We start from the raw sequence: 22,324 nt of genomic DNA on the forward strand, positions 1-22,324 counted from the left end.
TTATTTGAACAAGCGGGAGTCTACTGAATATCTGCCGGGGCCAGTCAATAAAATTACCAGAAACCCAACCAGAAACAAAATACCATGTTCTTTATCGCCGATGGGGTCTGGGCCGTGAACCACAAACGCAATAACTGCCATACAAACTACCAGAATAACTGCAGCCGGGCGCGTAAGCAAGCCCAGAAGAATGAGTATAGAACAGAAAAACTCGGCAAATATAGTAAGCGCCTGCGACACAACCGGAGAAACGTGCAGTGGATCAGGGAAGTCGTGGTCGCCATTAATGAAACTCTGTAATTTACCATAACCGTGCGTAAGCAGAAAACCGGCAAATACAACTCTTAATAATAGGATAGCAAAACTAACCTGGCGGTTCAGGTCTAAAGGGGTAACAAAATTTCTAAGCATATTTAACTATTTAATTTCTTCATAATCTACATACTGGCCACCTTCATAGCCACCCTTTTTAGCGGCTGGCGGCGTTTGTTTTACTTTTACGTCCCCTTCTTTTCCGCGTTGTTTCTCCATAATATCATTATAGCGTTTTTGCTCCTTGGCAATTTGTTTGCCCACCAGTAATTCAAAAAGAAAGTTTCTGAATACAGGTACAAAAACTATCAGAAGAATAAAAATCAGAATGTATTTAAACATGACCTTGGTTTCCGGACAGGAAATTTTAATAATTAAACTGAATACAATACAAATGTAATTTGTTTTTACAGATGTGGTACAATCACCCACCAAAATTAATTCCGATTTAAGACCCCGGCAAACTACGAGCCACACCGGCATGTACTGCTGCCATTTAATAACGCAAAACAAGCTGTATTTGTTACCTGTTATTTTTCAATTATCCTATTGCCCGCAGGCAGTATGCTTATTAAAGTTTAATAGCAACAAGACAGGCCTTCAATTAACTGATAATCAGCGAAATGCAACTCTCCACACTTTCCCTGTAAGGTCGGTAATAAACAATTCATTTCCTACTTTTTCTGCGTCTGTCAGCTTAAAAAAACCGCTTACCAGCCGGGTGGTCTTTACCAGGTAATTATTGTCTGCGGTGTTAAAAATTAATTGTAACCAACACAAATCGCCGCCTCTGTCCTGTTCTGGGCTATATCCACCAATTGCCTCCTCGGGTGAATACGCCAATACAAAACCGGCACCCTTAAAAGGCGCTTTAAAAGAGCTATCAACATCAAAAACCAAACCCACCGGAGACCGATGACCCGTAAAAGTAGTGATTGAGGCACACTGGTACATTTTTCCGCTGGTCGGGTCCCGTAACCATTTAGCATCCGGGCCCAGATTTTTTACAGGCTCTGTAAAAACAACATTACCGGGTCTTTGCGGATACGCCGCGTCATTATAAAAAATATTTCTTTTTAGCGCATCTGCGGGTAACAGCTTATCTTTTTCAGGCCTGAAACCAGCAAACTGCATTGGGGTATCATTTCCACCCATCCTCCACGGAAACCCATAATGATGATGGTGCCGAAGCCAGTTCAGTTCTTCGGGGTCATCTCTATCGCCAGAGTTCTCTACCCCAAACAAATGCCCGTTACCAGCAAAGGCCATGTCGAATTCATTTCTTACGCCGCTGGCAAAAACATACCCACTGGCATATAAGGCCTCGTCATTATTGGGTAGATATACATTAACAGCATTGACCGGGATTCTGAAAATTTTGGCAGTAAGCGGCACCTCCCTCAGTCCGGTATATATGCCTGCGTCTTTTATTTCTCCGTGGTCGGTTCTTGAGCCGCTGGCAATATACAATGAGTCTTTAGCTGGTGACAAACACACCCCGGCAAAGGCGTGGTCATACAAAGTACCGGAAGACGGGTAAGCCTCTGTTACCAGCATGGTAATCCAATCTTTTGAGCCATCCGGCCTGATAGTACATTTTTCTACCAGGCCATAACCCACCGAGCTTTCTGAATCGTTATTATTGCCTACCAGAATTAATGTATTTTCAAAAAACACCATTCCCTGAAGGTAATTAATCTTGTGTTCGTCTGTATTAATAAAGACCGTTTCGTCGCCTGAGGTACCATTAATAATCGGAATCCTGAACACGTTGCCGTCTGTGTTGCAGGTATATAAAACGGCATTGAGGCTATCGTACACAATACGAACAGGTAAATGACTGAGCGTTTTAAACAAACGCACGCTGATGTTTTCAGCAAATGCCTTTGCTACTACAGGCTTGCTGTTTATACTGTCTTTTACCTCTGCCGGCTGTATCTGCGCCCTGGTTGAGCCTTGGGCGGCTATGAGCACTATCATAAAAATCAGTCTTATCATTTTTATCAGTTCAAAGTCGGCATTAATAGATTTTTATATAACGCTAACTACAACTGGTGTGTTTCGACTTAATTTTTTATTAATCAGGTGCCATTCCAATCCATTTCTATTAAGAAGTTTAACTTTTTTGGAAATAATAGATAAAAACTAAACTCAATTTGTGAATTAACATCTGAAAAAACTTTTTTTTGCATTAGTTTTATGGTGAATCTCAAAAAGTAATAAATTATTAAAATGTCTACACTGGAGCGACAGGTAACAAAGCGTCTGACAAAATTTTATATACTTGCTCTGACAGCCGTAGCCGTTCTATCAATTACAGGGCAAATGCTGATTCAGCATTCATTAAAAGAAACCCTTGACGACGCCCACGTAGTAAACATTGCAGGACGCCAGCGAATGCTCAGCCAGCGTTTATCTAAAATGGCTATTCTGCTTACCAGTACCGACCGTTTTTCGGACGAAGCCAATTACTACGAAAAAGACTTTGCTGAAACCCTGACACTCTGGACTAAATGCCACGAAGGCTTTATGAAAGGCAGCGTGCAGTTTTCGCAGGAAGTAGCTGTAAAGAACTCAGCAAGTACGGTTGCCATGCTGCAGGAACTTGACCCGGTTTTCAGGTTGATAAAAAACAGAATGGAACTGATTGGCAACGAAAAAACAGCCAACAAACATAAAATACTGGATGAGGTACTTCTGAACGAACGACTGTACCTGAACCAGATGGATAAAATTGTGTTTCAATATGACCAGGAGGCAGAAGCAAGAGTAAAACGGGTACAAAATATTGAATTACTGCTTTTTGTTGTAACAATCAGCATACTGGTTTTAGAAGGCCTGCTTATTTTCAGACCCCTTACACATTATATAAAACAGGTTATAAAGAAACTTCTTGATTCAGAAGAAGCCCTGCAACAAAAAAACCTTGAGCTGAGTATGGCCAATCAGAAACTACTGGAAGCACAAGAGAATATTATAAAGATAACGGCCGAAAAATATGAACTGATAAGAAAAGAAGACAACGTGCGCTCTGGCGCGCTGCTTGAAGGACAGGAAGAAGAACGCCGGAGGCTATCAAGAGAGCTGCATGATGGCATCGGGCAAATGTTAACCGGCCTGAAACTGAATAGCGAAAGGCTGAAAGATGTATTGCCCACAAACGAAAAACAGAAGCGTATACTTGAAGAGCATAATAAATTGATAGACGAAACCATTGGCGCAACCCGCGAGGTGTCGTTCAATCTTATGCCGCCCATACTGACTGATTTCGGATTGGGTGCTGCTATCAGGTTACTGGCTGAAAATACCACAAGAAGTACCGGAATAAAACTGACCTTTGAAAGCAATCTGGACAACCTTAGGCTCAACAGCAATTTAGAAGTAAATCTGTACAGAATAGTACAGGAGGCTCTCAATAATATAATGAAGCATGCCAAAGCCACCGAAGTGTTCATATCGCTCAACAAAACCAAGACCGAAGTTGAGCTGTTAATTACAGATAACGGAATTGGATTTGACCCAAAAAGTATAAAAAATGAATCTGCCATTAACAATGGGCTGTCTAATATGCAAACACGCGTACATTTGTCGGGCGGACAGCTGAAAATCCATTCAATACCAACCAAAGGAACCCAAATAATAGTAAAAATACCCAAACAATATGCTAAACAAAATTAAACTGTTGGTTGTTGATGACCACGCGATTGTACGCAGGGGCATTATCAATTTACTTGAAGAGGAAGAAAACATTGAAATTGCAGGAGAAGCCTCTGACGGCACCGAAGCCCTGGAGGGAATAAAAGAACTGAAACCGGATGTAGTACTGCTTGATTTGTCTATGCCCAAAATGACAGGCCTGGAAGTGACCCGGATTATATCGCAGAAATACCCCACAGTAAAGCCACTCATTTTTTCTATGCATAATAATCAGGAGTACATGGTATCAGCAGTTGAAAACGGCGCAATGGGTTATTTGCTGAAAGACACCAGCAAGGAAGAAATCTTAAAAGCCATTAGTACAGTGGCAGCTGGGCAAAAGTACTTCCCCCCTACTGTATCGGCCATGATTATCGACGGACTGATGAACGAGCGAAAAAACAGTGCATCAGCCATAAGGAAAGAGGCCTCAGCGATAGTAGATTCGTTGTCGAAACAGGAAAAAGTAATTCTTAGCTATATAGTAGAAGGGTTGAGCAGCCAGGAAATATCAGAAAAACTGAACCTGAGCGTAAGAACGGTCTCTAACCACCGGGCAAATATTTTGCGTAAAACCCACGTTAGAAACACTGCAGAGCTGGTTCGGCTGGCTGTAGAATAGCAGCAACGCTGCCAAAGCACTTATTTGCCGTAGAAAACACAAAAAGGCGGCAAAACTTATCAACACCCTAAAACATTGACCATAAGAAGTTTCAGTCCATAAAAAACCTATTGTTCAGCAATTATTTAAAATATTTTTCAGATTTTATTTGACACATATACCTGAAACGCCTAATTTTGCACCACGATTTCAGAAAAGGGAATCGCGGCAAAGATTCCCGAATAGCTCAGTCGGTTAGAGCATCTGACTGTTAATCAGAGGGTCGCTGGTTCGAGCCCAGCTTCGGGAGCATCAAGTAAAGCACTTAGCAGCAATGTTAGGTGCTTTTTTTCTACCCAAAATTTGTAAAGATATTCTAATTAAACCGGGGCAATCACGGCTTTATTTTATTTCTTACCTCGTTACAATTTTGTTCAATTGTTTGGCAGATTTCGTTAATTGTTACAGAGGTTTTATTTTCAGAGAAGGGTTCTCCAAACAAGTTGGCCAGTTTATTGATAGTCAGAAAAGCTGAACTGATAATAACCATAATCGGAATGGCCAGCAACTCAAATCCACTATTTTCTCCACCCAGGTCAATGTCTCCTATAAATACCGGAATCAGTACCACATAAAAGCTGACAATAATCCTTGTAAAAGCACTATAAATCATTAAAAATGGCGTATTCCTGATTCTCTCAGCTTTCCCCTGAATCTCATAAAACCGGTTAATGTGTTGCATTAAATCGCCTTTTTCTACGTTTGCTTTTTCAGAAAAACCGGCTTCAATACTTACTGCCAGTGCAACCAGTATTTCATTTGAAATTTTATTTCCTGTATCAACCTTAAACTCATCAAGTATTTGTTTTGATTCCGCGCTAAAGACTGGCTTGAAATTATGATGCATTTCATTCTTTAACTGCCGGATATACAAGACCGCCATGTCAATCAATTTCGCTGCCTGAAGAGTACCGTCAGTTCTGGCGGTTTCGCGCATATTCTCAGGATTCCCAAAATAAACGTATATTTTTGTAACAAAACTTCGGGTGTTGTTGGTCAACTCACCAAAAATCTTTCTCGCTTCCCACCACCTGTCATAGGCAGAATTCATTCTGAATCCCAGGAAAAACGCCACGGCCAGTCCAAATACAGAACCGATTTGCCCCGAAACTTTGTAAATATGGTCTCCAAAATACTCTTCAATAACAAGCACCAAAATTGCATACACCGTTGTAAGCACAATAAATGGCGAAGCGATTTTCAACAATTGAAGTAGGCCTTCCTTTTCAGTTTTTATCATTTTACCTGCCCGGCTTGTTTACTTTTCTGTTATTTATCGTCAGCTGGTTGTTGGTAACCTTTTCTTATTTCAGTATGACGTATTTCTCCGCCTGTTGTTCCGGTTTGTCTGCCAAAGTATATTACTATTAAAGCCAGCACCAAAGCGCCATTTGACACCATTGAAGCAAAGCTCTTACCCTTAAAGCTAGCCCATAGACCCAAAGCAGACAAGCCACCCAAAACATAGACAACCAGGGCAAAGGATTCTGCTATTTCCTCATGATTTTTAATGTCATTTTCTGTCACCCCGCTAATTTTCTCTGCCACTTCTTCTGCGCCTTCACCAGTTGCCATTGCCGCCATGGCAGCAAATGCGCCCAGAACAAAAATCATCAGACCTGTACGTTTAACAGCCTCAGATTTAGAAATAATGCCCGTTATCAATACTATTACACCAACAATAGGGAAAACTATTGGTAAATGATTGACTACTAAATGCCAGTGTGCTCCGTTCATAATACAAATGTTTAAGTGTTACACATTAACGCCAAAAAGATATCCAACAAAAGCAGAGAGTGCCATAGCTATGGTACCCCACACCGTAATGCGCAAAATAGCCTTGGCAATACCAGACCCGCCCGTTTTTGCTGCGGTTGCCCCAAGTAAAACCAGAAAAACAATAGTAAATCCGTAAAGCCAGTATTCCATGCCCTTTACAGGCGCAAATAGGATAACCAGCAATGGTAATACGCCACCAACACAAAAAGAAGCGCCAGAAGCCAATGCAGCCTGTATAGGATTAGCCTGACTGATTTCGTTAATGCCTAACTCATCTCTCATGTGTGTACCCAAAGCATCTTTTTCGGTTAGTTCAATAGCAACCTGCATGGCTGTTTCTTTTTTCAGGCCTCGTCTTTCATAAATCTGAGCCAGAATTTTCAATTCCTCTTCTGGCATTTCGGCCAGTTCCTGCTTTTCTCTTTCTATATCAGCTTTTTCTGTGTCTGTCTGAGAACTAACCGATACATACTCGCCTGCTGCCATAGACAATGCACCGGCAACTAACCCTGCAACAGTAGCCAATACGATGGGCTCTCTGGTTATACTTGCGGCTGAAACACCAATAGCAAGGCTCGAAATAGATATAATGCCATCATTAGCACCCAAAACCGCTGCTCTTAACCAGTTACTACGGTGTATGTAATGGCTGTCTAAGTAATTGTCAATTGTTACCATAATTGTCTTAAATTTAGGCGGCAGAGGAATAAACACCCTAATGAATAAAGAACAAAGCTAGTTTATTCTTTATATGAAAAAACACAAGAGCAAAGAAAATCAACGAAAGATACCACAAACCTGATTTAAGGTACTGAAAAACGTCAGAACCTGTTAATAGTAAACCTATAGAAGAAGCGTTTATAACATTATACGGATATCTGGTTTGAAAGATACTGGCTGTAACTTTCAATTATTTTTAGCAGATTGCCCTTGGTGAGCGGTTTATTTACATACAGTCTGACGTCTTTGTTTTGTTCTGCCCGCCCCTTGTCTGCAGGGTCTATTGACGACGTAAGCATAACAATAAAAACACCTTCTCTCAACTTTTCATCAATTGTACAGTAATTTTCAAGAAAGGCCCACCCATCCATAACAGGCATATTGATATCAAGCAAAACCAACCCGGGCAACAATCTGTTTTCTATTCCTTCAAATGCGCCTTTGCCTGTCAGGTAGTCAAGTGCCTCTTGCCCAGACATTACCACTTCAACCGGGTATGCCAGTTCGCAGTTTTTTATTAACTTCTGATGCATAAAGTTGATAATCTTGTCATCATCAACCAGCAAAACACATCGTTTTTGTTCATTTTTTTCTATATTGTTCATCATGGCTATAACTTAATAAAGTTTTCAACTTACTATTTCAAACTGAAATAATCACTCTGTTTTATCTTCCGTCTACTTTAAAAAGTCAAAAAAAATTAAGCAGTTTACTATATCTGTCTTCTGTTGTGTTATTTAATTTCAATTGTCAGCAACAGCTGTTTTCATATCAGTCAGGTCTCTTGTTACCTTTGTAAACCCAATTACTTCATGTTTATCATCATGTATGGCTGTAATAACCACGCTTCCCCAAAACCGTGACCCATCTTTACGTACGCGCCAGCCTTCATCTTTCACAAACCCTTTATCTATGGCCTGGTTTAATAAATATTGCGGACGTTCCGCCTGCCGGTCTTCGGGGGTGTAAAACGTTGAGAAATGCCTACCAATTATATCAATGGCTTTATAGCCCTTTATTTTTGCAGCCCCGGTGTTCCAGTTTTCTATCTTTCCGTCTCTGTCGAGCAAAATTATGGCATAGTCTTCAATCTCTTCTACCATTTTATTAAACCTTACCATTCTCAGGTCTTTTTCAGGAATGGTTTCATTCACAATTGCCGAAATTTTTTTATCCAGAATGCTCGTTGCTTCCTGAATCATTTCTATCCATTCCTTGTCAACTGTCTGGTAACCCTCTTTAATCAGATTCACCAAACCCATAATAGTAGTGAGAGGATGCCTTACCTCGTGCGACTGAATCTGGGCAATTTTAAGCAGTGATTTATTCCTTTCCTCAATTTCAGCAATTTTATAATTTAGAATCCTGTTGCTCAATTCAAGCTCCATCAGGTTCGTTATCTGTTTGGCCAATAAAGCCAAAGTCTTTTGCTGGGTTGCATTTAAAGAGTTGGGCTTCAGGTCGTACAAACAGAGAGAACCCACCACCAGATTATTACTTAATATAAGCGGTGCGCCTGCGTAGAATCTCACAAATGGTTCAGAATAAACCAAAGGATTATTGTTTAAACGGCTATCATTGGTGGTGTCTTGTACAATCTGCATCTGGCTTGAATCAACAACCAAATTACAGAATGCAGTTTCACGGGGCATTACTTCAGCGTTATAACCAGACCTAACCTTTAGCCAGTTAGACTTCTCATCCAATAAGGATATCATAGAAACGGGAACCTCACATAATTCAGCAACCAAATCAACTATTTCCTGATAATCTTTTTGTTTGTCAAACTCAATTTCTAGCAATTGATGTACGGCTTCAACCCTTCTTTTTTCCAGTAAACTTTTATCAATCATTGTCAAATAAATTGAAATCAGAAACTCACGATATTTTCAATACATCTGAGCGGATTTTAGACTTTAACAATAAGTTAATTATAAGAAGTCACATGATGTTTTAAGGATCAAAGCAAAAATTGCACCATACAATAAATATTATGCTATTTTTTTAGAATATCAGCTGAGTTTATTAATCCACTAAATACCCGGATTAAGAACATGATTAATTGCAATTATATAAAATTTTAGAAATACTTACAAACGAATAGTAAAATCAAATTCGGTACTATAAATTTTACCTTTAGTAGCTCAATGCCCGTGTTAATCTTTTAATTCTCCACAACCCTGCTGCTTTTTTTAAAGCAAAAACCTCATTTTAAATATTTAACATACCGTTAAATGCACTCGGTAAAACCCCAGGGCATTTGAACAGGCAAAGTACACTATCCTTGATTTTTTATAACGCCTGCCCGTTTTAACGGCTGGTCTTAAAATGAATTAAGTTAAAATAATCTATATTTCAAATGCAACATTGTTGCATTTGAAATATAGATTATTTACATTTGCAACAATATTGCAAAAACAGATTTACGATGAAGAAATTACCCGTTACTGTTTTATCTGGCTTTTTAGGCGCCGGTAAAACTACCCTGCTTAACCATATATTGCACAATAAAGAAGGGCTAAAAGTAGCCGTTATTGTGAACGACATGAGCGAAGTAAACATTGATGCACAACTGGTTGAAAAAGAAAACACGTTGTCGCGCACTGAAGAAAGACTGGTGGAGATGTCGAACGGATGTATCTGTTGTACCCTGCGTGAAGATTTAATGATAGAAGTTGAAAAACTGGCCAAAGAAAAACGTTTTGATTACCTGCTCATAGAATCGACGGGTATTTCAGAGCCGGTTCCGGTAGCGCAGACCTTCAGTTTTGTTGACGAACAGAACGGCATTAATTTGTCTGACTGGGCTTATATTGATTGCATGGTAACAGTAGTTGATGCCTTCAATTTTGGTAAAGATTTCGGGTCGGCCGATACCGTAACCACCAGGAATATGAATGAAAATGAACCTGACCACCGAACCATTGTTAACCTGTTGACAGACCAGATAGAATTTGCGGATGTAATTATTCTGAACAAGACAGACCTCATTACGCCTTATCAGCTGGGCGAGCTAAAAGCAGTTATACATTCGCTCAATCCGGGGGCAAAAATCATTCAATCGGCGTTTAGCAAAGTAAATCCCGGCGAAATCATCAATACCGGTTTGTTTGATTATGACAAAGCGGAGGCATCTGCCGGATGGATTCAGGAGCTTGAAAACCGGAAAAACGGCAAGGACCACGTGCCCGAAACTGAAGAGTACGGTATCAGCAGTTTTGTTTTCAGAGATAAGCGCCCATTTCACCCTGAACGATTCTGGAACTACCTTTCAGACAACTGGCACGCGGGTATTATCCGTTCGAAGGGTTTATTCTGGATTGCATCACGCCCCGACGAAGCTCTTAACTGGAGCCAGGCCGGTGGCTCGCTCCGTGCCGAAGGCGCGGGGGTTTGGTGGGCAAGTATGCCCTTTAAACAGCGGATACGCTATGCCTCTTTTGTACATAACCAGTCTGTAATTGAAAGCCGCTGGGATAAGCGTTTCGGCGACAGACAAAACGAACTGGTTTTTATAGGGCAGGATTTGAACAGAGGCCTGATTGAGGCCGAGCTGGAATTTTGCCTTTGCACTGAAGAAGAAATACAGCAGATGGAAAAGGGTAGCAGATTCAAAGACCCATTTCCGTTATTTAACTAATACTGAATTAATTGATGCAACAGCCCGGGCCTATGGTTCGGGTTGTTTTTTTTGCCTTTACTGCTTGGTAGTTGCCAATCTAGGCCGTTTATTGTTCATTCAATTGGCAAAATAAAAAAATTTGCTGGTGGCTACTCAACTTCTATTCATTTTGTGTAATATTGCCTATACATTTTGTGTAGCAACAAAGTAACGGCATAAACAGGCCTTTTTTAAAAAAACATGAAACCCATTCAGTTTGAATTGTTTGAACCTGCAGATACAAAAGAAAAGCGCAGCAAACTGGGCCATGCGCACATTGCTTATCAGCAGGCATCGTCAATACTTACCGAAGGCAAAGGCGCTTTAAAGAGCTTCGACTACACCCTTAACCCCTACTCGGGCTGCTCTTTTGCCTGCAGCTACTGCTATGCCGCATTCTTTACGCGGTCGGAGGAAGAACAAAATAACTGGGGATATTGGGTTAGAGTAAAAGAAAATGCGTTGCAGTTACTTATGAAACACAGAAAAGCGCCCATGATAAACAAATCAATTTACATGAGCAGCGCAACAGACCCCTACCAACCGCTTGAAAGAGAACTGGAGCTTACCCGAAGCCTGGTGCAGGAGCTTGTAAAGTATCATAAAGTGCGGTTGGTGGTGCAAACCCGCAGCCCCCTGGTAACGCGCGATATAGACCTTTTTAAGCAATTTGAGTCAATTCAGGTGAATATGAGCATTACAACCGACAGCGAAGAGGTCCGCAAGACCTTTGAGCCGGTGTGTTCGTCAATCAATGCTCGTTTAAAAGCTATCAAAGAGGTGCAAGAGGCAGGCATCAATACCTGTATTTCGTTATCGCCCCTGCTTCCAGTTGAAAACGCAACAACATTTGCGCAAAGGTTACTTGAAACCGGCGCAAAGAAATACTATATCCAGGGGTTTCATTTCAGCAAAACCAAATTTGTATCAGGCACAAGAGAAGAAGCGCTTAAACTGATACAGAAAACTGATTGGAACGACCGCAAATTCAACGAGACACTAGAAACGTTAAGAGCGCACCTGCCCAATCTTAAACAACTGGTATAAACAGTAGAACCCATACTTTTTTCATAACAGCAAACGAAGGAGGTTTATTTTTTATACGATACGCAATCAGGCAAAAATAATGCATTACAACAAATAAAAGTAAAAACACCCGTAGTGCATTTTGAATCGGAGAATCTAAGCTGCCAATATATATTCTAAAGGGTTTGATTGAACCATTCAGTTCAACATCTTCAAGTCATTTGATGCAGCAATGAATCTGCACTTGTTTGGGATTGCTTTTAGATTGATTCTGCGCTTTTTGAAAGATTGGGTATCTCGTAGGGATATTATATCGGTAGAAAATATGGCTGATACACGTCTAAAGTCCCATCGGGACGATATATTAAGTACTCAACAATAAATATATTATCCCTGACGGGATACGCAGCAATAAGTCAAATCTACGTCTACTGATATACCATCCCTACGGGATTCCGTTTGAATGGAAGGTTAACTGATTAAATTCAACAATCTTTGATTAGTGCTAATTTGAGGTCTATTAGTGTATTCATCTTAAATTCACCACGAATTAAAAACTTAAGATATTATTTTTTTAATCGGCCAAAGGTCTGCTTTTATTCAGTATTACCGCTTTACTTTTCAGTTTTTAATAATCCTTATTATTTCTACTTTTGCAATTAGCCACTTATATAAACTATTGAGTCCTCTTTAACCTATTCCGAGCCAAATATCATGCAAAGTCTTGTTTCGTTTTGGAAGCATCATCCGGTTGCCGACCAGAAGGCCGAAACTCTGGCGCAAAGCACGCTTGAGTTTCAACAAAAATTTAATTCCGATTTTATAAAAATTACCCCGGCCGGTAGCTGGCAGGCTGTATGCCACGGTGTAGAAGACATCTGGAATGGCGACTACCTGGGTAGACGCATTATTACCAAAACCATAATTAACAACCCTCAGGACTGGCTCCGGCTTCCTGATTTCACCCAAACAAAACCCCAGTTGCTGCAAGAAATAGCAGGCGCCTGCCGCCAGGTTTACAATAAAACCACCAATGGCACACCAGTTGTTTCTACGGTTTTCTGTCCAGTTTCGCAGGCAGTTCAAATGGCCGGGCTGCCTGTCTTTCTGCAGCATGTAGCAACAAACCCGGATGAGGTTCAGGCAGGTCTGGAAAGAATTACCCAAAACACCCTCTATGTAATTAATGAACTGATTGCGGCGGGTTCTAAAGGAATTTATTTTGTTACCCAGCACATGCGCAATGGCGCTTTGCCGCCAGAAACCTATAAACTATTCGGTGAGCCGTACGATACCCAATGCCTCAATGCCTGTAAAGACCTTCAGTTCAGTTTTTTTCATATTCATGGCGAAGATGTTTACTTTTCACTGAGCAATATACCTGCCAATTGTTACATTCATTACGAATACAGTACCCAGACCCACATTGATGAAACATGGAAGCAACCATTAGCAAACCGCTTACTATGTGGGCTGCCTGCATCAGAAATGGCACTATGCCAAACAGAAAGCGAAATGCTGCAACTCATTAATGAAAAAAGTACTGGCGATATAGTTACCTGCGGCTGCGTATTGCCGCTTGATTTCGCCGATGAAAGCATCCGGCAATGGATGGCCGTTGCCAAAACAATAAAAAGTTTATGAGCTTAGATTTCCAGGGCCCGGAAGATGTACAGTTCAGGAAATTTGAACAAACCTGGCTAGACTTACCAGTTTTCAAAATCTTTGAAGAAGTTGTAAGAAGGAATCCTGATAAAATTGCTCTTCAATCAGATGCTGCTCAGTTAAGCTATCAGGCAACCTTCCAGCTGGCTTGTACGCTTGCAGGGGTTATCAACGCCCAAAGCACCCAAAAAGAGCCCATTGGCATCGCCTTGCCTAATGATATGTTTTTTCCGGTGGCCATGCTGGCCGCACTGGCATCCGGCTGTGGGTATGTACCACTGGATATAGACCTGCCTGAAGCCCGCAACCGTCTGATTATAGAACAATCAGGGGTAAAATCTGTCATTACTTTAGCTGAACTGGCAGATTCTTATCGGGCATTCCATCCAATCTGTATTGATGCGCTTACCTCAAATACCGAAGAAACGTTTGTATGCTCGGCCCATGCAGAAGACCTGGCATATATTATTTACACTTCCGGTTCTACAGGTGTACCCAAAGGGGTGTATCAGAACCAGCGAAATCTGCTGCATGATGTAATGCAATATACCAACTCTGTGCATCTGAACGAAAACGACCGCCTGACGCTGCTGTATTCGCCAAGTGTAAACGGAGCCATCAGAGACATTTACGGCGCTTTACTGAACGGTGCCACCCTGATTATCAAAAACCTGAAAAAAGGTGGCTTGTATGATTTGAGCCAATTCATCCGTCAGGAAGGCATCACGGTTTACCACTCCATCCCCAATATTTTCAGAACTTTTCTAAAACTGAATCCGGCAAAAACAGACCTCTCAAAGGTGAGGCTGATTTATCTGGCAGGAGACCGTATTTATAATGCCGATGTAGCATTGTACAAATCATTTTTTGGTGCTGACTGCCTGCTTTACGTAGGCATTGGCGCTACCGAAATTGCTACCATTTACAGGCAGTGGTTTATTAATCATAAGACTGTTATCAATCAGGAACTTATACCACTTGGGTATTCTGTTGAGGACAGAAAAATGCTGTTGGTTGGCGAAGACAATACGCCCGTACCAGATGGAGAACCCGGAGAAATAACCGTTAGCAGCCCTTACATTTCGTTGGGATACTGGAAAAATGCTGATCAAACCAGAACATCATTCAGCACAGACCCCACCCATCCGGAAATAAGAACTTACAGAACCGGAGACCTGGGAAGAATTAATCAGGACGGATTGCTTGAATTTATTGGTCGCAAGGATAATCAGGTTAAAATAAACGGATACCGAGTTGAATTGAGCGAAATTGAAGGGGCATTAATGAAACACCCCGCCATTGACCGATGCGGAGTGATAGTACACACACAAAGCCAGCATAATGCGCTGTTTGCTTTTTTTATCAGCAAAACTGTTCTCGCCGAACCGATACTGAAAGAATGGCTGGCAGAGCAATTACCCGCATATATGATTCCTCAAAGGTGTATTCAGGTTAATGATATACCCACTTTGCATAATTTTAAAAACGACAGCAAAGCGCTGAAAGCATTGGCCGAAAAATATGCAACACAACCTAGTGAAACGGATGCCTCCAGTACCGATGAAGATTTTCTATACCAAACGCTTAAACAAACCTGGTGTAAGTTTCTGGACAAAAAATCGTTCGATAACGATGTTTCGTGGAAGAATGCAGGTGGTGATTCGGTAAATGCCGTTAACTTTCTGGTGCAACTTGAATCTGATTTGTGTACCACCCTACCCACCGACTGGATTCACGGGGCTATGACACCCCGCGAGATTTATGGTATTTTAAAGGCGATGGATATTCAGATAAAAGACAAATCTGGTTATAGTATTTATGTTTTTCCGGCGGTTATCGGAATAACGGAAAGCACAAGGGTATTTCTCAATAATTTGTCTGAACACGTAAGCATCAATATCATAAGCTATCCTGATTTTTCATTGTTAGCTGCCAGAAACCGCAACTGGGACTACGCCATTAAGAAAATATTTGAGCAGATGCCTGACTACAACCAACCTAACGTGGGGTATCTGGGTATTTGTACGGGGGGCTTGATAATGAATAAAATCATTACCGCCCGTCATCTGCGAAACTATCTTTACCTGGGAATCGTGGAAGGCTTGCCAAAAATGAATACGGTGTTCCCTAAAGACAGTTTCTTTAAAAGAACAAAAGATTATCTGGAAAGGGGCGATTTTATTCAGTATGGTTTAAGAATGGTGTATGTTCGCTCAGCACTGGCAAGAAAACTGGTTTATGGGCTGGAAGAGCGCCTGAATATCAAAATCTTTATTCCATCGCTTTTATGGTACCATTATTACCAACTGGAGGCAAGCCCGATAGATGCTCCTTTATGGTATTATGGCTGTGATGGCTCTTACTACGACCCGAGTGGCTCGCCCTGGAAACCCTATTTTAGCGAAATACATACCATCAGCCTGAATGGCGGGCATTTAGATATGCTGGATGAACATAATGCCCCCGTTGTTATCAAACATCTGGTAGAAACCGTTTTAAAACCAACCTAAAAATTGAGTAAGTGCATTGAGGCCCCCTTTTTACCCGCCCGACTACAAGGTTTCGTAACGTTCTTTTATAATATTCAGATGCCAGCGCTGGTGCCCAACCATAATAAACCCAATGCCCAGCACAGAGTATGTACCTCTGAATGATAACCCAGAACGGAGCAGCATCTCGTCGGTAAATGATTTGAAAAGCATAATAGAAGTTTCTCTCACCAACTTAAACTCGGTTAGCAGGTCATCAAAGCTGCGCTCATTGGCTATCGTATTTCTTGCATATTCTTCTTCGTCAAAAGACGGCATCCGGGCGGTTTCTCCACGTGCAAAGCATAAGGCACGGCAGGCAAAAATCCTTTCAGTGTCTATCATGTGTTGCAGAATATCTCTGATAGTCCATTTGCCGGGCGCATACACCTTGTCGCCAATGCTTTTCCATAAGTCTATGGGAAGATTATCGAATTCATCCCGGCTTGTCTCCAGGGCTTCGTTCAATTCCACATCATCGGCCAGATGAATGTATCTGTCAAAAAACTCGGGCATTGGGTAAATTTCAGCTTTTGTCATTTTTTGTATGTGATTGATTCCTTTAAAATACTATGATAGCTTTCGGGTATAATCAGAAAAACAATTTTTGTAGCAGCCATAAAACCTTCATTTCAGCAGCAAAATTATGCCAAAGAATTGGAATGAAACAGACAAGTAGCTGATATTTTGAGCCAGAAGTAAGTTCAATTATAAAGTAATTTAGTTTTTAATTATCATTTGAAGAATAATATAGCATCCCTACGGGATATTGATTGTTATTTGGATGTACATATTCTACAAATATACCGTCCCTAACAGGAATACAAAATTTGTTCACTTTTCAATGAATATGAAATTTCATCAGTTCCCAAGTCCCAGAGGGACGATATATCAGTAGAAATCTATGTTTGAGCTATTCCAATATCCCAATTACGAGATATCGCATTTATCCACGACATTCTAATGCTATTACAATACCGTCTCTAACAGGAATACAAAATTTGTTCGCTTTTCAATGAATATGATATTTCATCAGTTCCCAAGTCCCAGAGGGACAATATATCTGTAGAAATTTCTATTTGAGCCATTCCAATATCCCGTAGGGATAATATATTAAGAATCCATGTTTTAAATATATTATCTTTCCGGGATATTGCTTATTATTGAATGAACATTCTCGACAGATATTTCGTCCCTCCGGGACTTGCAAAATGACTATCACCTAACTCCTACTTTATAGACTGATGAATAAGCTCATAAAAACCCTGGCGATAACTATCCGAAATCGGAATAAGGGTGTTTTGTATCCTGATTCGGTCTTTTTCAATTGAATCTATTTTGTCAATAGCAACCATATAAGACTTATGCACGCGACAGACAATGGCAGGCGGTATGTCCTGTTCAAAATCAGTAAAAGTCTGTAAGGTCATAATCTTTCTGGTTTTGGTATGAATCTGCCTGTAATCGCCCTTACCTTCAATAAACAGCAGCTCATCGAACATAATTTTTTCAAGCCTGTATTCAGTTTTAACAAAGATAAACTTTATGGGTTGAGGCGGCTCCTGCTTTGTAAAATATTCCTGCACACGTTCAACGGCCTGCACAAAGCGCTCAAAAGTAAAAGGTTTCAACAGGTAGTCAGACACTTTCAGATCGAAGCCCTTAATGGCGTATTCATGGTAGGCTGTGGTCAAAATTACACGGCTCTTTAGATTAGCGGTTTCCAGTAGACGTATCCCCGAAAAATCGCCCAGATTAATATCCAGAAACAAGAGGTCAACCGATTGCGATTTCAGAAAAACCAGTGCATCAAGGGCATTGTCAAATGTACCCGACAAATGCAAAAATGGCAGTTTTTTCACATAATTTTGCAACCGCTCTGCGGCCAGAGGCTCGTCTTCAACTATTATACAGCTAATCTTCATAAATACACAATTCCAATTTTACAGAATAAATATCGGTGGTTTTATTGATTACCAGCGTATGCCTGCCGGGATACAGCAATTCCAGCCTTTTACTGATTAACTCATTACCCAAGCCCCCGTACTCCTGCTTCAGCCCGGAAACTGAGTACCTGTTTTCGCAATCAAAAATCAGTGCCTGTTCCTTTACCTCAATACTGATTCTGATTACATTTTCATTTTTCTTATTGTCGGCATGTTTAAATGCATTCTCAATAAAAGGCAGCAGAATCATCGGTGATATTTCAACCTGGTCTGCCCTACCCACAACCCTGAAAATGACATAATTCGGGTTGGCAGTTCTTATCCTCTGCAAGTCAATATACTGCTCAATGTTAATCAGTTCTCTGCTCAGCAAAATCCTTTCGGTCTTGGTTTCGTAAAGCATAAAGCGCATAATGCCCGACAATTTATTGAGGTATAATGAGGCCTGGCCGGCATTTTTGGTTATGAGTACGTCTATATTATTAAGGGTATTGAACAAAAAATGCGGGCTTATCTGAGACTTTATCAGGGCAAGCTCCATCTCAAAGTGCTTGCGTGTCAGTTCTTCTTTCCATTTCAGTTCGGCATACCACCTGATAAACCCTCTGGTCAGCAGCCCCATTCCGCCATTGAGAATAGCAATTATGGTGATCACGGTTAGTATCGTAACTATGGCCACGTAGTTTTCGCTAAAAACCCCGGGTCCTATTTTATAGTTGTGCAAAACAGACATAACCGCAGCACTAAAAAAGCTGATACCAATGGCCGCCAGAATACCCGTTACAAAGAGAAGCAGGATATTCCGGCGTATCAGAAATTTATCAAACAACAGGTGATAAAAGACATAAAAACCCAAAATGGCAGGCAATAAGGTAAAAGATGCCATAAAAACAGTAAAAGAGAAATCGGTAAAAAGTGGTATGGTTTTCATTTTTGCGCCCACCTGCAAGCACAAAATAATGATAAACAACAGGAAAAGATACAATATCCAATAGCCTGCGTGTAAAGCCATTACCACTATTTTTTTCATTGGCTCAGCCTTTTTCTTTTTTTGAAATATACAGTAAATATCCCAACAAAGTAAACCCAATAAAATATCCTAATGCCCAGTAATGAAAATTTACCTGTGGAGGCCTGGGGCTGCCCTGGTTACCGCCTGAAAACAGGTAATATTGCGTGTAAGTATATGGTATGGTATAACCGTATTTCCATTGCAGACCAATTAAGGCTGTCAGCAATAGACCTATACCCACACTAAAAGGCACCAGAAAATTTTTAAACTGCAAACTTACAAGATACTGAATGGCCACAATAGGCAGGCAGTCAAGAAAATAAAAGGAGGTGTTCTCAAGCATGGTAAGCAATGGAAAGTCATGCTTGAAAAAATCGGTATTGCCACGAACTAAAGAAGGAATAAGCGCCGACAGATAAATACCAATATTGAAGAGCATAAAAAACTGCAAGAGCATTACAATTATAACTGCAAACTTGCTGAAGAAAACGGTTGTGTAGCTCTGCGGAGTGGTGTGTAGTTGTTTCCAGGTATTGTTTCTGAACTCCAGCTGGGTTATCAGGCTTGTAGAAAGAATAACACCCATAGGCAGCAAAAATATAGCCATAAACTGCCAGCTGCGTCTTTGCAGCAAATCCCAGAAAACCGGCATTTTGGCCTCTGCCAGAAAATCTGCAGGATAAAACAACCCTCTGCACGTAAAAATGAGCGGAATAAAGAATGCCCCCACAAATACCAGCCAAAACGCCAGTGTACCTTTCTTTTTGAGCCATTCGCTCTGAAAACTATGTATAAATATTTGCATTATCAGTTACTGGTTAGGTTCATAAAAATACTTTCAAGGTCATTGGCATAGGTCTGTATACCATAAACCTCTATGCTGTTTTCAACCAATGACCGGTTGATTTGCGCAATACCCGGTTTTGCCAGGTTATCTACCTCCAGGCGGTCTTTTACAATACGGGCGGCAAAGTTGCGCTCTTGTAACAGTTGCAAAGCGCCGGTGTTATTGTCGGTATCAAAATAAATGACGGATGCCTGTTGCTGGCGTTTCATGAGGTCGGCCAGTGAGCTTTCAAACAGCATTTTGCCTTTATGAATAATACCTACATCTGTTACCAGTTTTTCAATTTCTGCCAGCAAGTGGCTTGAAATAATAATGGTAATACCCTGATTCTGGTTCAGTGTGCGCAAAAGCTCACGCATTTCAACAATACCGCTGGGGTCCAGGCCGTTGGTGGGTTCGTCGAGAATCAATAAAGACGGGCTGTGCAACAAGGCAACGGCAATGCCCAGCCGTTGTTTCATACCCAACGAGAACTGACCGGCTTTCTTACTGCCGGTATGCCCCAGCCCTACCAGTTGCAGCACTTCGGGAATACGGTTTTCAGGCGACTGATACACCCTCTGCCATACCTTCAGGTTTTCGGTAGCGGAAAGATGCCCGTACAAAGACGGACTCTCAATGAGCGAACCCAGCCTGGCCAGTATATCCAGCCGGTTGGCTTCAAAGGGTTTTCCGAAAATTTCAATTTCTCCCTTCTGTTTTTTCAACAGCCCGAGAATAAGCCTGAGGGTGGTGGTCTTTCCGGCTCCGTTTGGCCCCAGAAAACCATAGATACTACCCTCTTTTACGCTCAGGCTGATGTCGTTCAGCACATATTCGCGATTGGCAAACTGATGCGACACATTAGATACTTGAATAGTGGTCATAATAGCTTCTTTTGTTTACTCAAAACTAAGATTACAGATTTCAGGATGAAACAATTTTAGGTCAACAGGCAATAATCATCTGTTAAATGGCGTAATCATCAGGTATAATTCAATGTATAGGTTAAATCCTGAAAATTGCGTTAACTTTGATGAATTACCTGATACCTTCTGAACGCAATTTCAGGCTTCACTTTCTGCATAACTCACTTTCACAATCATTTATGAAAAAGCAAAAAATTCTTTTACTAATCAGCCTGTTTTTACTGGCAGGTTTCAGTTACTCATTTGATGCCCGGGCGCAGAAAAAACTCAGTTACGGTGTCAAAGCAGGGCTTAACCTTTCAACATCTACTTTTACACCTTATGCTTACAATGAGAATAATCCAAAGGCCGGGTTTCAGGCAGGTATAACCGGCGAATACCAACTTCAAGGAGGCATTTATGTTCAGTCTGAGTTGATGTTTACCACCAAAGGTGTGGTTTACAAAGGGGAAGAGATATGGATTGGGTCTGCAAACCCGCCCACAACCCAATATAAAAACACAATTGACCAGCTCTACGTACAAGTGCCGATAAAGCTGGCTTATAAATTAAGCCTGAAACCTGGTATGCGCTTGTTTGTTAATGGCGGCTACTATGCTGCTTACGGAGCTGGCGGAAACGATAAACTGAAAAGCCAATATATAGGAATTGACAAACCCGAGGAGACGCAAACCCGTAAAACTTTTGAGTATTCAGTCATCAATAGATTTGATCATGGCATAAGCACCGGATTCGGTATCGAATACTGGGATTGGACTGTTGGAGTAAATTACGAATCAGGATTGAGAGACCTGCAATATAAGTACATGGCAGGCCCGGATGTATATAGCTATAAGAACCGTAATGTTTCTTTTACGATTGGGTATCGATTATAGGAAATGTTAAATTTTATTAATTTCATAAATACCTTACAACCATTTTGCAATTTGAAGCATCATTGGTATAAAGGTTCTCTAACTCTTTTACAAAATTTCTCATACAAATCATGAAAAAAACGCTCATTGGTTTTGGCATTCTTTCGCTGCTTTATTTAAGCTCATGTAAGACCTCGGCCGATGAGGTACCGGCTTTGAACCGCGTTAAGGCAGAATCAATTCTCGATTTTGACTGCGTCCGCAACTCAGCCGATGTGCCATTAACCATTGCAGATGCTAAAAAAGGAATTTATGGCGAATGGCAGCTGAAAGGTACCATTTTATATGCTCCGCTGCCAGAAGACCTACCTGATATAAGACTAAAAATATCAGAAAAAAGTACCGGCAAACAACTGGTTGAGATATTTGAAAATGGCAAACTGGCCAAAACCATGACCTTCGACTTTACACAAGGGCAAGTAGATAAGCTATATTGGGTAACCCTTAAACCAGACTTTGAAACCTTTGCCGATGGTAGCTATAACTACATCAGAGGTACTATCAGACTTTGCCCAACAGAACTGATGATTGATAACGGCATGGCCTTTGATGCGCCTGCGTATCTTTACAGAAAAATAAAATAAGTAAAAAATATTGTACTAATCTATTATAAATCGGGGGATGTTTCTGTTACAGAAACTCCCTTTTG

Annotated in this window: 21 protein-coding genes and 1 tRNA gene; 9 read left to right on the forward strand and 13 right to left on the reverse strand. The window is 40.9% G+C overall.

Annotation, left to right across the window (positions count from 1 at the left end; translation table 11 throughout):
* The 3 genes from MB380_RS15935 to MB380_RS15945 all read right to left on the reverse strand — a co-directional run bounded on the left by MB380_RS15935 (nt 1) and on the right by MB380_RS15945 (nt 2,310).
* The gene (locus tag MB380_RS15935) at nt 1–411 is read right to left on the reverse strand and encodes a DoxX family protein (RefSeq protein ID WP_253527030.1); all 411 of its coding nucleotides are present in this window, start codon (nt 409–411) and stop codon (nt 1–3) included.
* A 6-nt stretch (nt 412–417) separates the two neighbouring features.
* The gene (locus MB380_RS15940) at nt 418–654 is read right to left on the reverse strand and encodes a DUF4834 domain-containing protein (protein ID WP_101725947.1); all 237 of its coding nucleotides are present in this window, start codon (nt 652–654) and stop codon (nt 418–420) included.
* Nucleotides 655–927: 273 nt separating this feature from the next.
* Nucleotides 928–2,310, reverse strand: coding sequence for a hypothetical protein (locus MB380_RS15945; RefSeq protein WP_253527033.1), 1,383 nt, complete (start codon nt 2,308–2,310; stop codon nt 928–930).
* 234 nt (nt 2,311–2,544) lie between these two features.
* Between MB380_RS15945 and MB380_RS15950 the strand changes: the two genes are divergently transcribed.
* The 3 genes from MB380_RS15950 to MB380_RS15960 all read left to right on the forward strand — a co-directional run bounded on the left by MB380_RS15950 (nt 2,545) and on the right by MB380_RS15960 (nt 4,919).
* Nucleotides 2,545–3,990, forward strand: coding sequence for an ATP-binding protein (locus MB380_RS15950; protein ID WP_253527092.1), 1,446 nt, complete (start codon nt 2,545–2,547; stop codon nt 3,988–3,990).
* Nucleotides 3,974–4,630, forward strand: a complete 657-nt coding sequence (locus MB380_RS15955) for a response regulator transcription factor (RefSeq protein ID WP_253527095.1) — start codon at nt 3,974–3,976, stop codon at nt 4,628–4,630. The genes MB380_RS15950 and MB380_RS15955 overlap by 17 nt, the downstream gene beginning before the upstream one ends.
* Nucleotides 4,631–4,845: 215 nt before the next feature.
* Nucleotides 4,846–4,919: transfer RNA gene (locus MB380_RS15960), tRNA-Asn, on the forward strand.
* Between the two features lie 84 nt (nt 4,920–5,003).
* Here the strand turns inward: MB380_RS15960 and MB380_RS15965 are convergent.
* The 5 genes from MB380_RS15965 to MB380_RS15985 all read right to left on the reverse strand — a co-directional run bounded on the left by MB380_RS15965 (nt 5,004) and on the right by MB380_RS15985 (nt 9,021).
* Complete coding sequence (locus MB380_RS15965; protein ID WP_253527097.1) at nt 5,004–5,909, reverse strand: bestrophin family protein; 906 nt, start codon at nt 5,907–5,909, stop codon at nt 5,004–5,006.
* Between the two features lie 29 nt (nt 5,910–5,938).
* A complete protein-coding gene (locus MB380_RS15970) occupies nt 5,939–6,406 on the reverse strand; it encodes a DUF2231 domain-containing protein (protein WP_253527112.1) in 468 nt (155 codons plus the stop codon).
* A gap of 18 nt (nt 6,407–6,424) precedes the next feature.
* A complete protein-coding gene (locus tag MB380_RS15975) occupies nt 6,425–7,126 on the reverse strand; it encodes a VIT family protein (RefSeq protein ID WP_253527115.1) in 702 nt (233 codons plus the stop codon).
* A 188-nt stretch (nt 7,127–7,314) separates the two neighbouring features.
* Complete coding sequence (locus tag MB380_RS15980) at nt 7,315–7,776, reverse strand: response regulator (protein WP_253527118.1); 462 nt, start codon at nt 7,774–7,776, stop codon at nt 7,315–7,317.
* Nucleotides 7,777–7,911: 135 nt separating this feature from the next.
* Nucleotides 7,912–9,021: a PAS domain S-box protein gene (locus MB380_RS15985; RefSeq protein WP_253527121.1), complete on the reverse strand. Its 1,110-nt coding sequence runs from the start codon at nt 9,019–9,021 to the stop codon at nt 7,912–7,914.
* Between the two features lie 575 nt (nt 9,022–9,596).
* Between MB380_RS15985 and MB380_RS15990 the strand changes: the two genes are divergently transcribed.
* The 4 genes from MB380_RS15990 (at nt 9,597) to MB380_RS16005 (ending at nt 16,030) form a co-directional block, all read left to right on the forward strand.
* The gene (locus MB380_RS15990) at nt 9,597–10,808 is read left to right on the forward strand and encodes a GTP-binding protein (RefSeq protein ID WP_253527124.1); all 1,212 of its coding nucleotides are present in this window, start codon (nt 9,597–9,599) and stop codon (nt 10,806–10,808) included.
* 222 nt (nt 10,809–11,030) lie between these two features.
* A complete protein-coding gene (locus MB380_RS15995) occupies nt 11,031–11,876 on the forward strand; it encodes a radical SAM protein (RefSeq protein ID WP_253527127.1) in 846 nt (281 codons plus the stop codon).
* Between the two features lie 693 nt (nt 11,877–12,569).
* Complete coding sequence (locus MB380_RS16000; protein ID WP_253527130.1) at nt 12,570–13,499, forward strand: uroporphyrinogen decarboxylase family protein; 930 nt, start codon at nt 12,570–12,572, stop codon at nt 13,497–13,499.
* Nucleotides 13,496–16,030 carry a non-ribosomal peptide synthetase gene (locus MB380_RS16005; protein ID WP_253527133.1) on the forward strand — a complete coding sequence of 845 codons (2,535 nt, stop codon included), beginning with the start codon at nt 13,496–13,498 and terminating at the stop codon, nt 16,028–16,030. Before MB380_RS16000 ends, MB380_RS16005 begins: the two co-directional genes overlap by 4 nt.
* Nucleotides 16,031–16,072: 42 nt before the next feature.
* Here MB380_RS16005 and MB380_RS16010 read toward each other — a convergent pair whose 3' ends face one another.
* The 5 genes from MB380_RS16010 to MB380_RS16030 all read right to left on the reverse strand — a co-directional run bounded on the left by MB380_RS16010 (nt 16,073) and on the right by MB380_RS16030 (nt 20,719).
* Nucleotides 16,073–16,588, reverse strand: a complete 516-nt coding sequence (locus tag MB380_RS16010; protein ID WP_253527136.1) for a DinB family protein — start codon at nt 16,586–16,588, stop codon at nt 16,073–16,075.
* A gap of 689 nt (nt 16,589–17,277) precedes the next feature.
* Complete coding sequence (locus MB380_RS16015; RefSeq protein ID WP_253527139.1) at nt 17,278–17,973, reverse strand: LytTR family DNA-binding domain-containing protein; 696 nt, start codon at nt 17,971–17,973, stop codon at nt 17,278–17,280.
* Entirely contained in the window at nt 17,963–19,024 is a 1,062-nt protein-coding gene (locus MB380_RS16020) for a sensor histidine kinase (protein WP_253527142.1), read from the reverse strand. Before MB380_RS16020 ends, MB380_RS16015 begins: the two co-directional genes overlap by 11 nt.
* 4 nt (nt 19,025–19,028) lie before the next feature.
* Entirely contained in the window at nt 19,029–19,811 is a 783-nt protein-coding gene (locus tag MB380_RS16025; RefSeq protein ID WP_253527160.1) for an ABC transporter permease, read from the reverse strand.
* A gap of 2 nt (nt 19,812–19,813) precedes the next feature.
* Nucleotides 19,814–20,719, reverse strand: a complete 906-nt coding sequence (locus MB380_RS16030) for an ABC transporter ATP-binding protein (RefSeq protein ID WP_253527163.1) — start codon at nt 20,717–20,719, stop codon at nt 19,814–19,816.
* 221 nt (nt 20,720–20,940) lie between these two features.
* On the opposite strand from MB380_RS16030, the gene MB380_RS16035 reads away from it, so the two are divergent.
* A complete protein-coding gene (locus MB380_RS16035) occupies nt 20,941–21,636 on the forward strand; it encodes a porin family protein (protein WP_253527166.1) in 696 nt (231 codons plus the stop codon).
* Nucleotides 21,637–21,746: 110 nt separating this feature from the next.
* Nucleotides 21,747–22,259: a hypothetical protein gene (locus tag MB380_RS16040; protein WP_253527169.1), complete on the forward strand. Its 513-nt coding sequence runs from the start codon at nt 21,747–21,749 to the stop codon at nt 22,257–22,259.
* The last annotated feature ends 65 nt before the right edge of the window (nt 22,260–22,324 follow it).

The sequence above is a fragment of the Emticicia sp. 21SJ11W-3 genome (genome assembly GCF_024138715.1).
GTDB lineage: Bacteria > Bacteroidota > Bacteroidia > Cytophagales > Spirosomataceae > Emticicia > Emticicia fluvialis.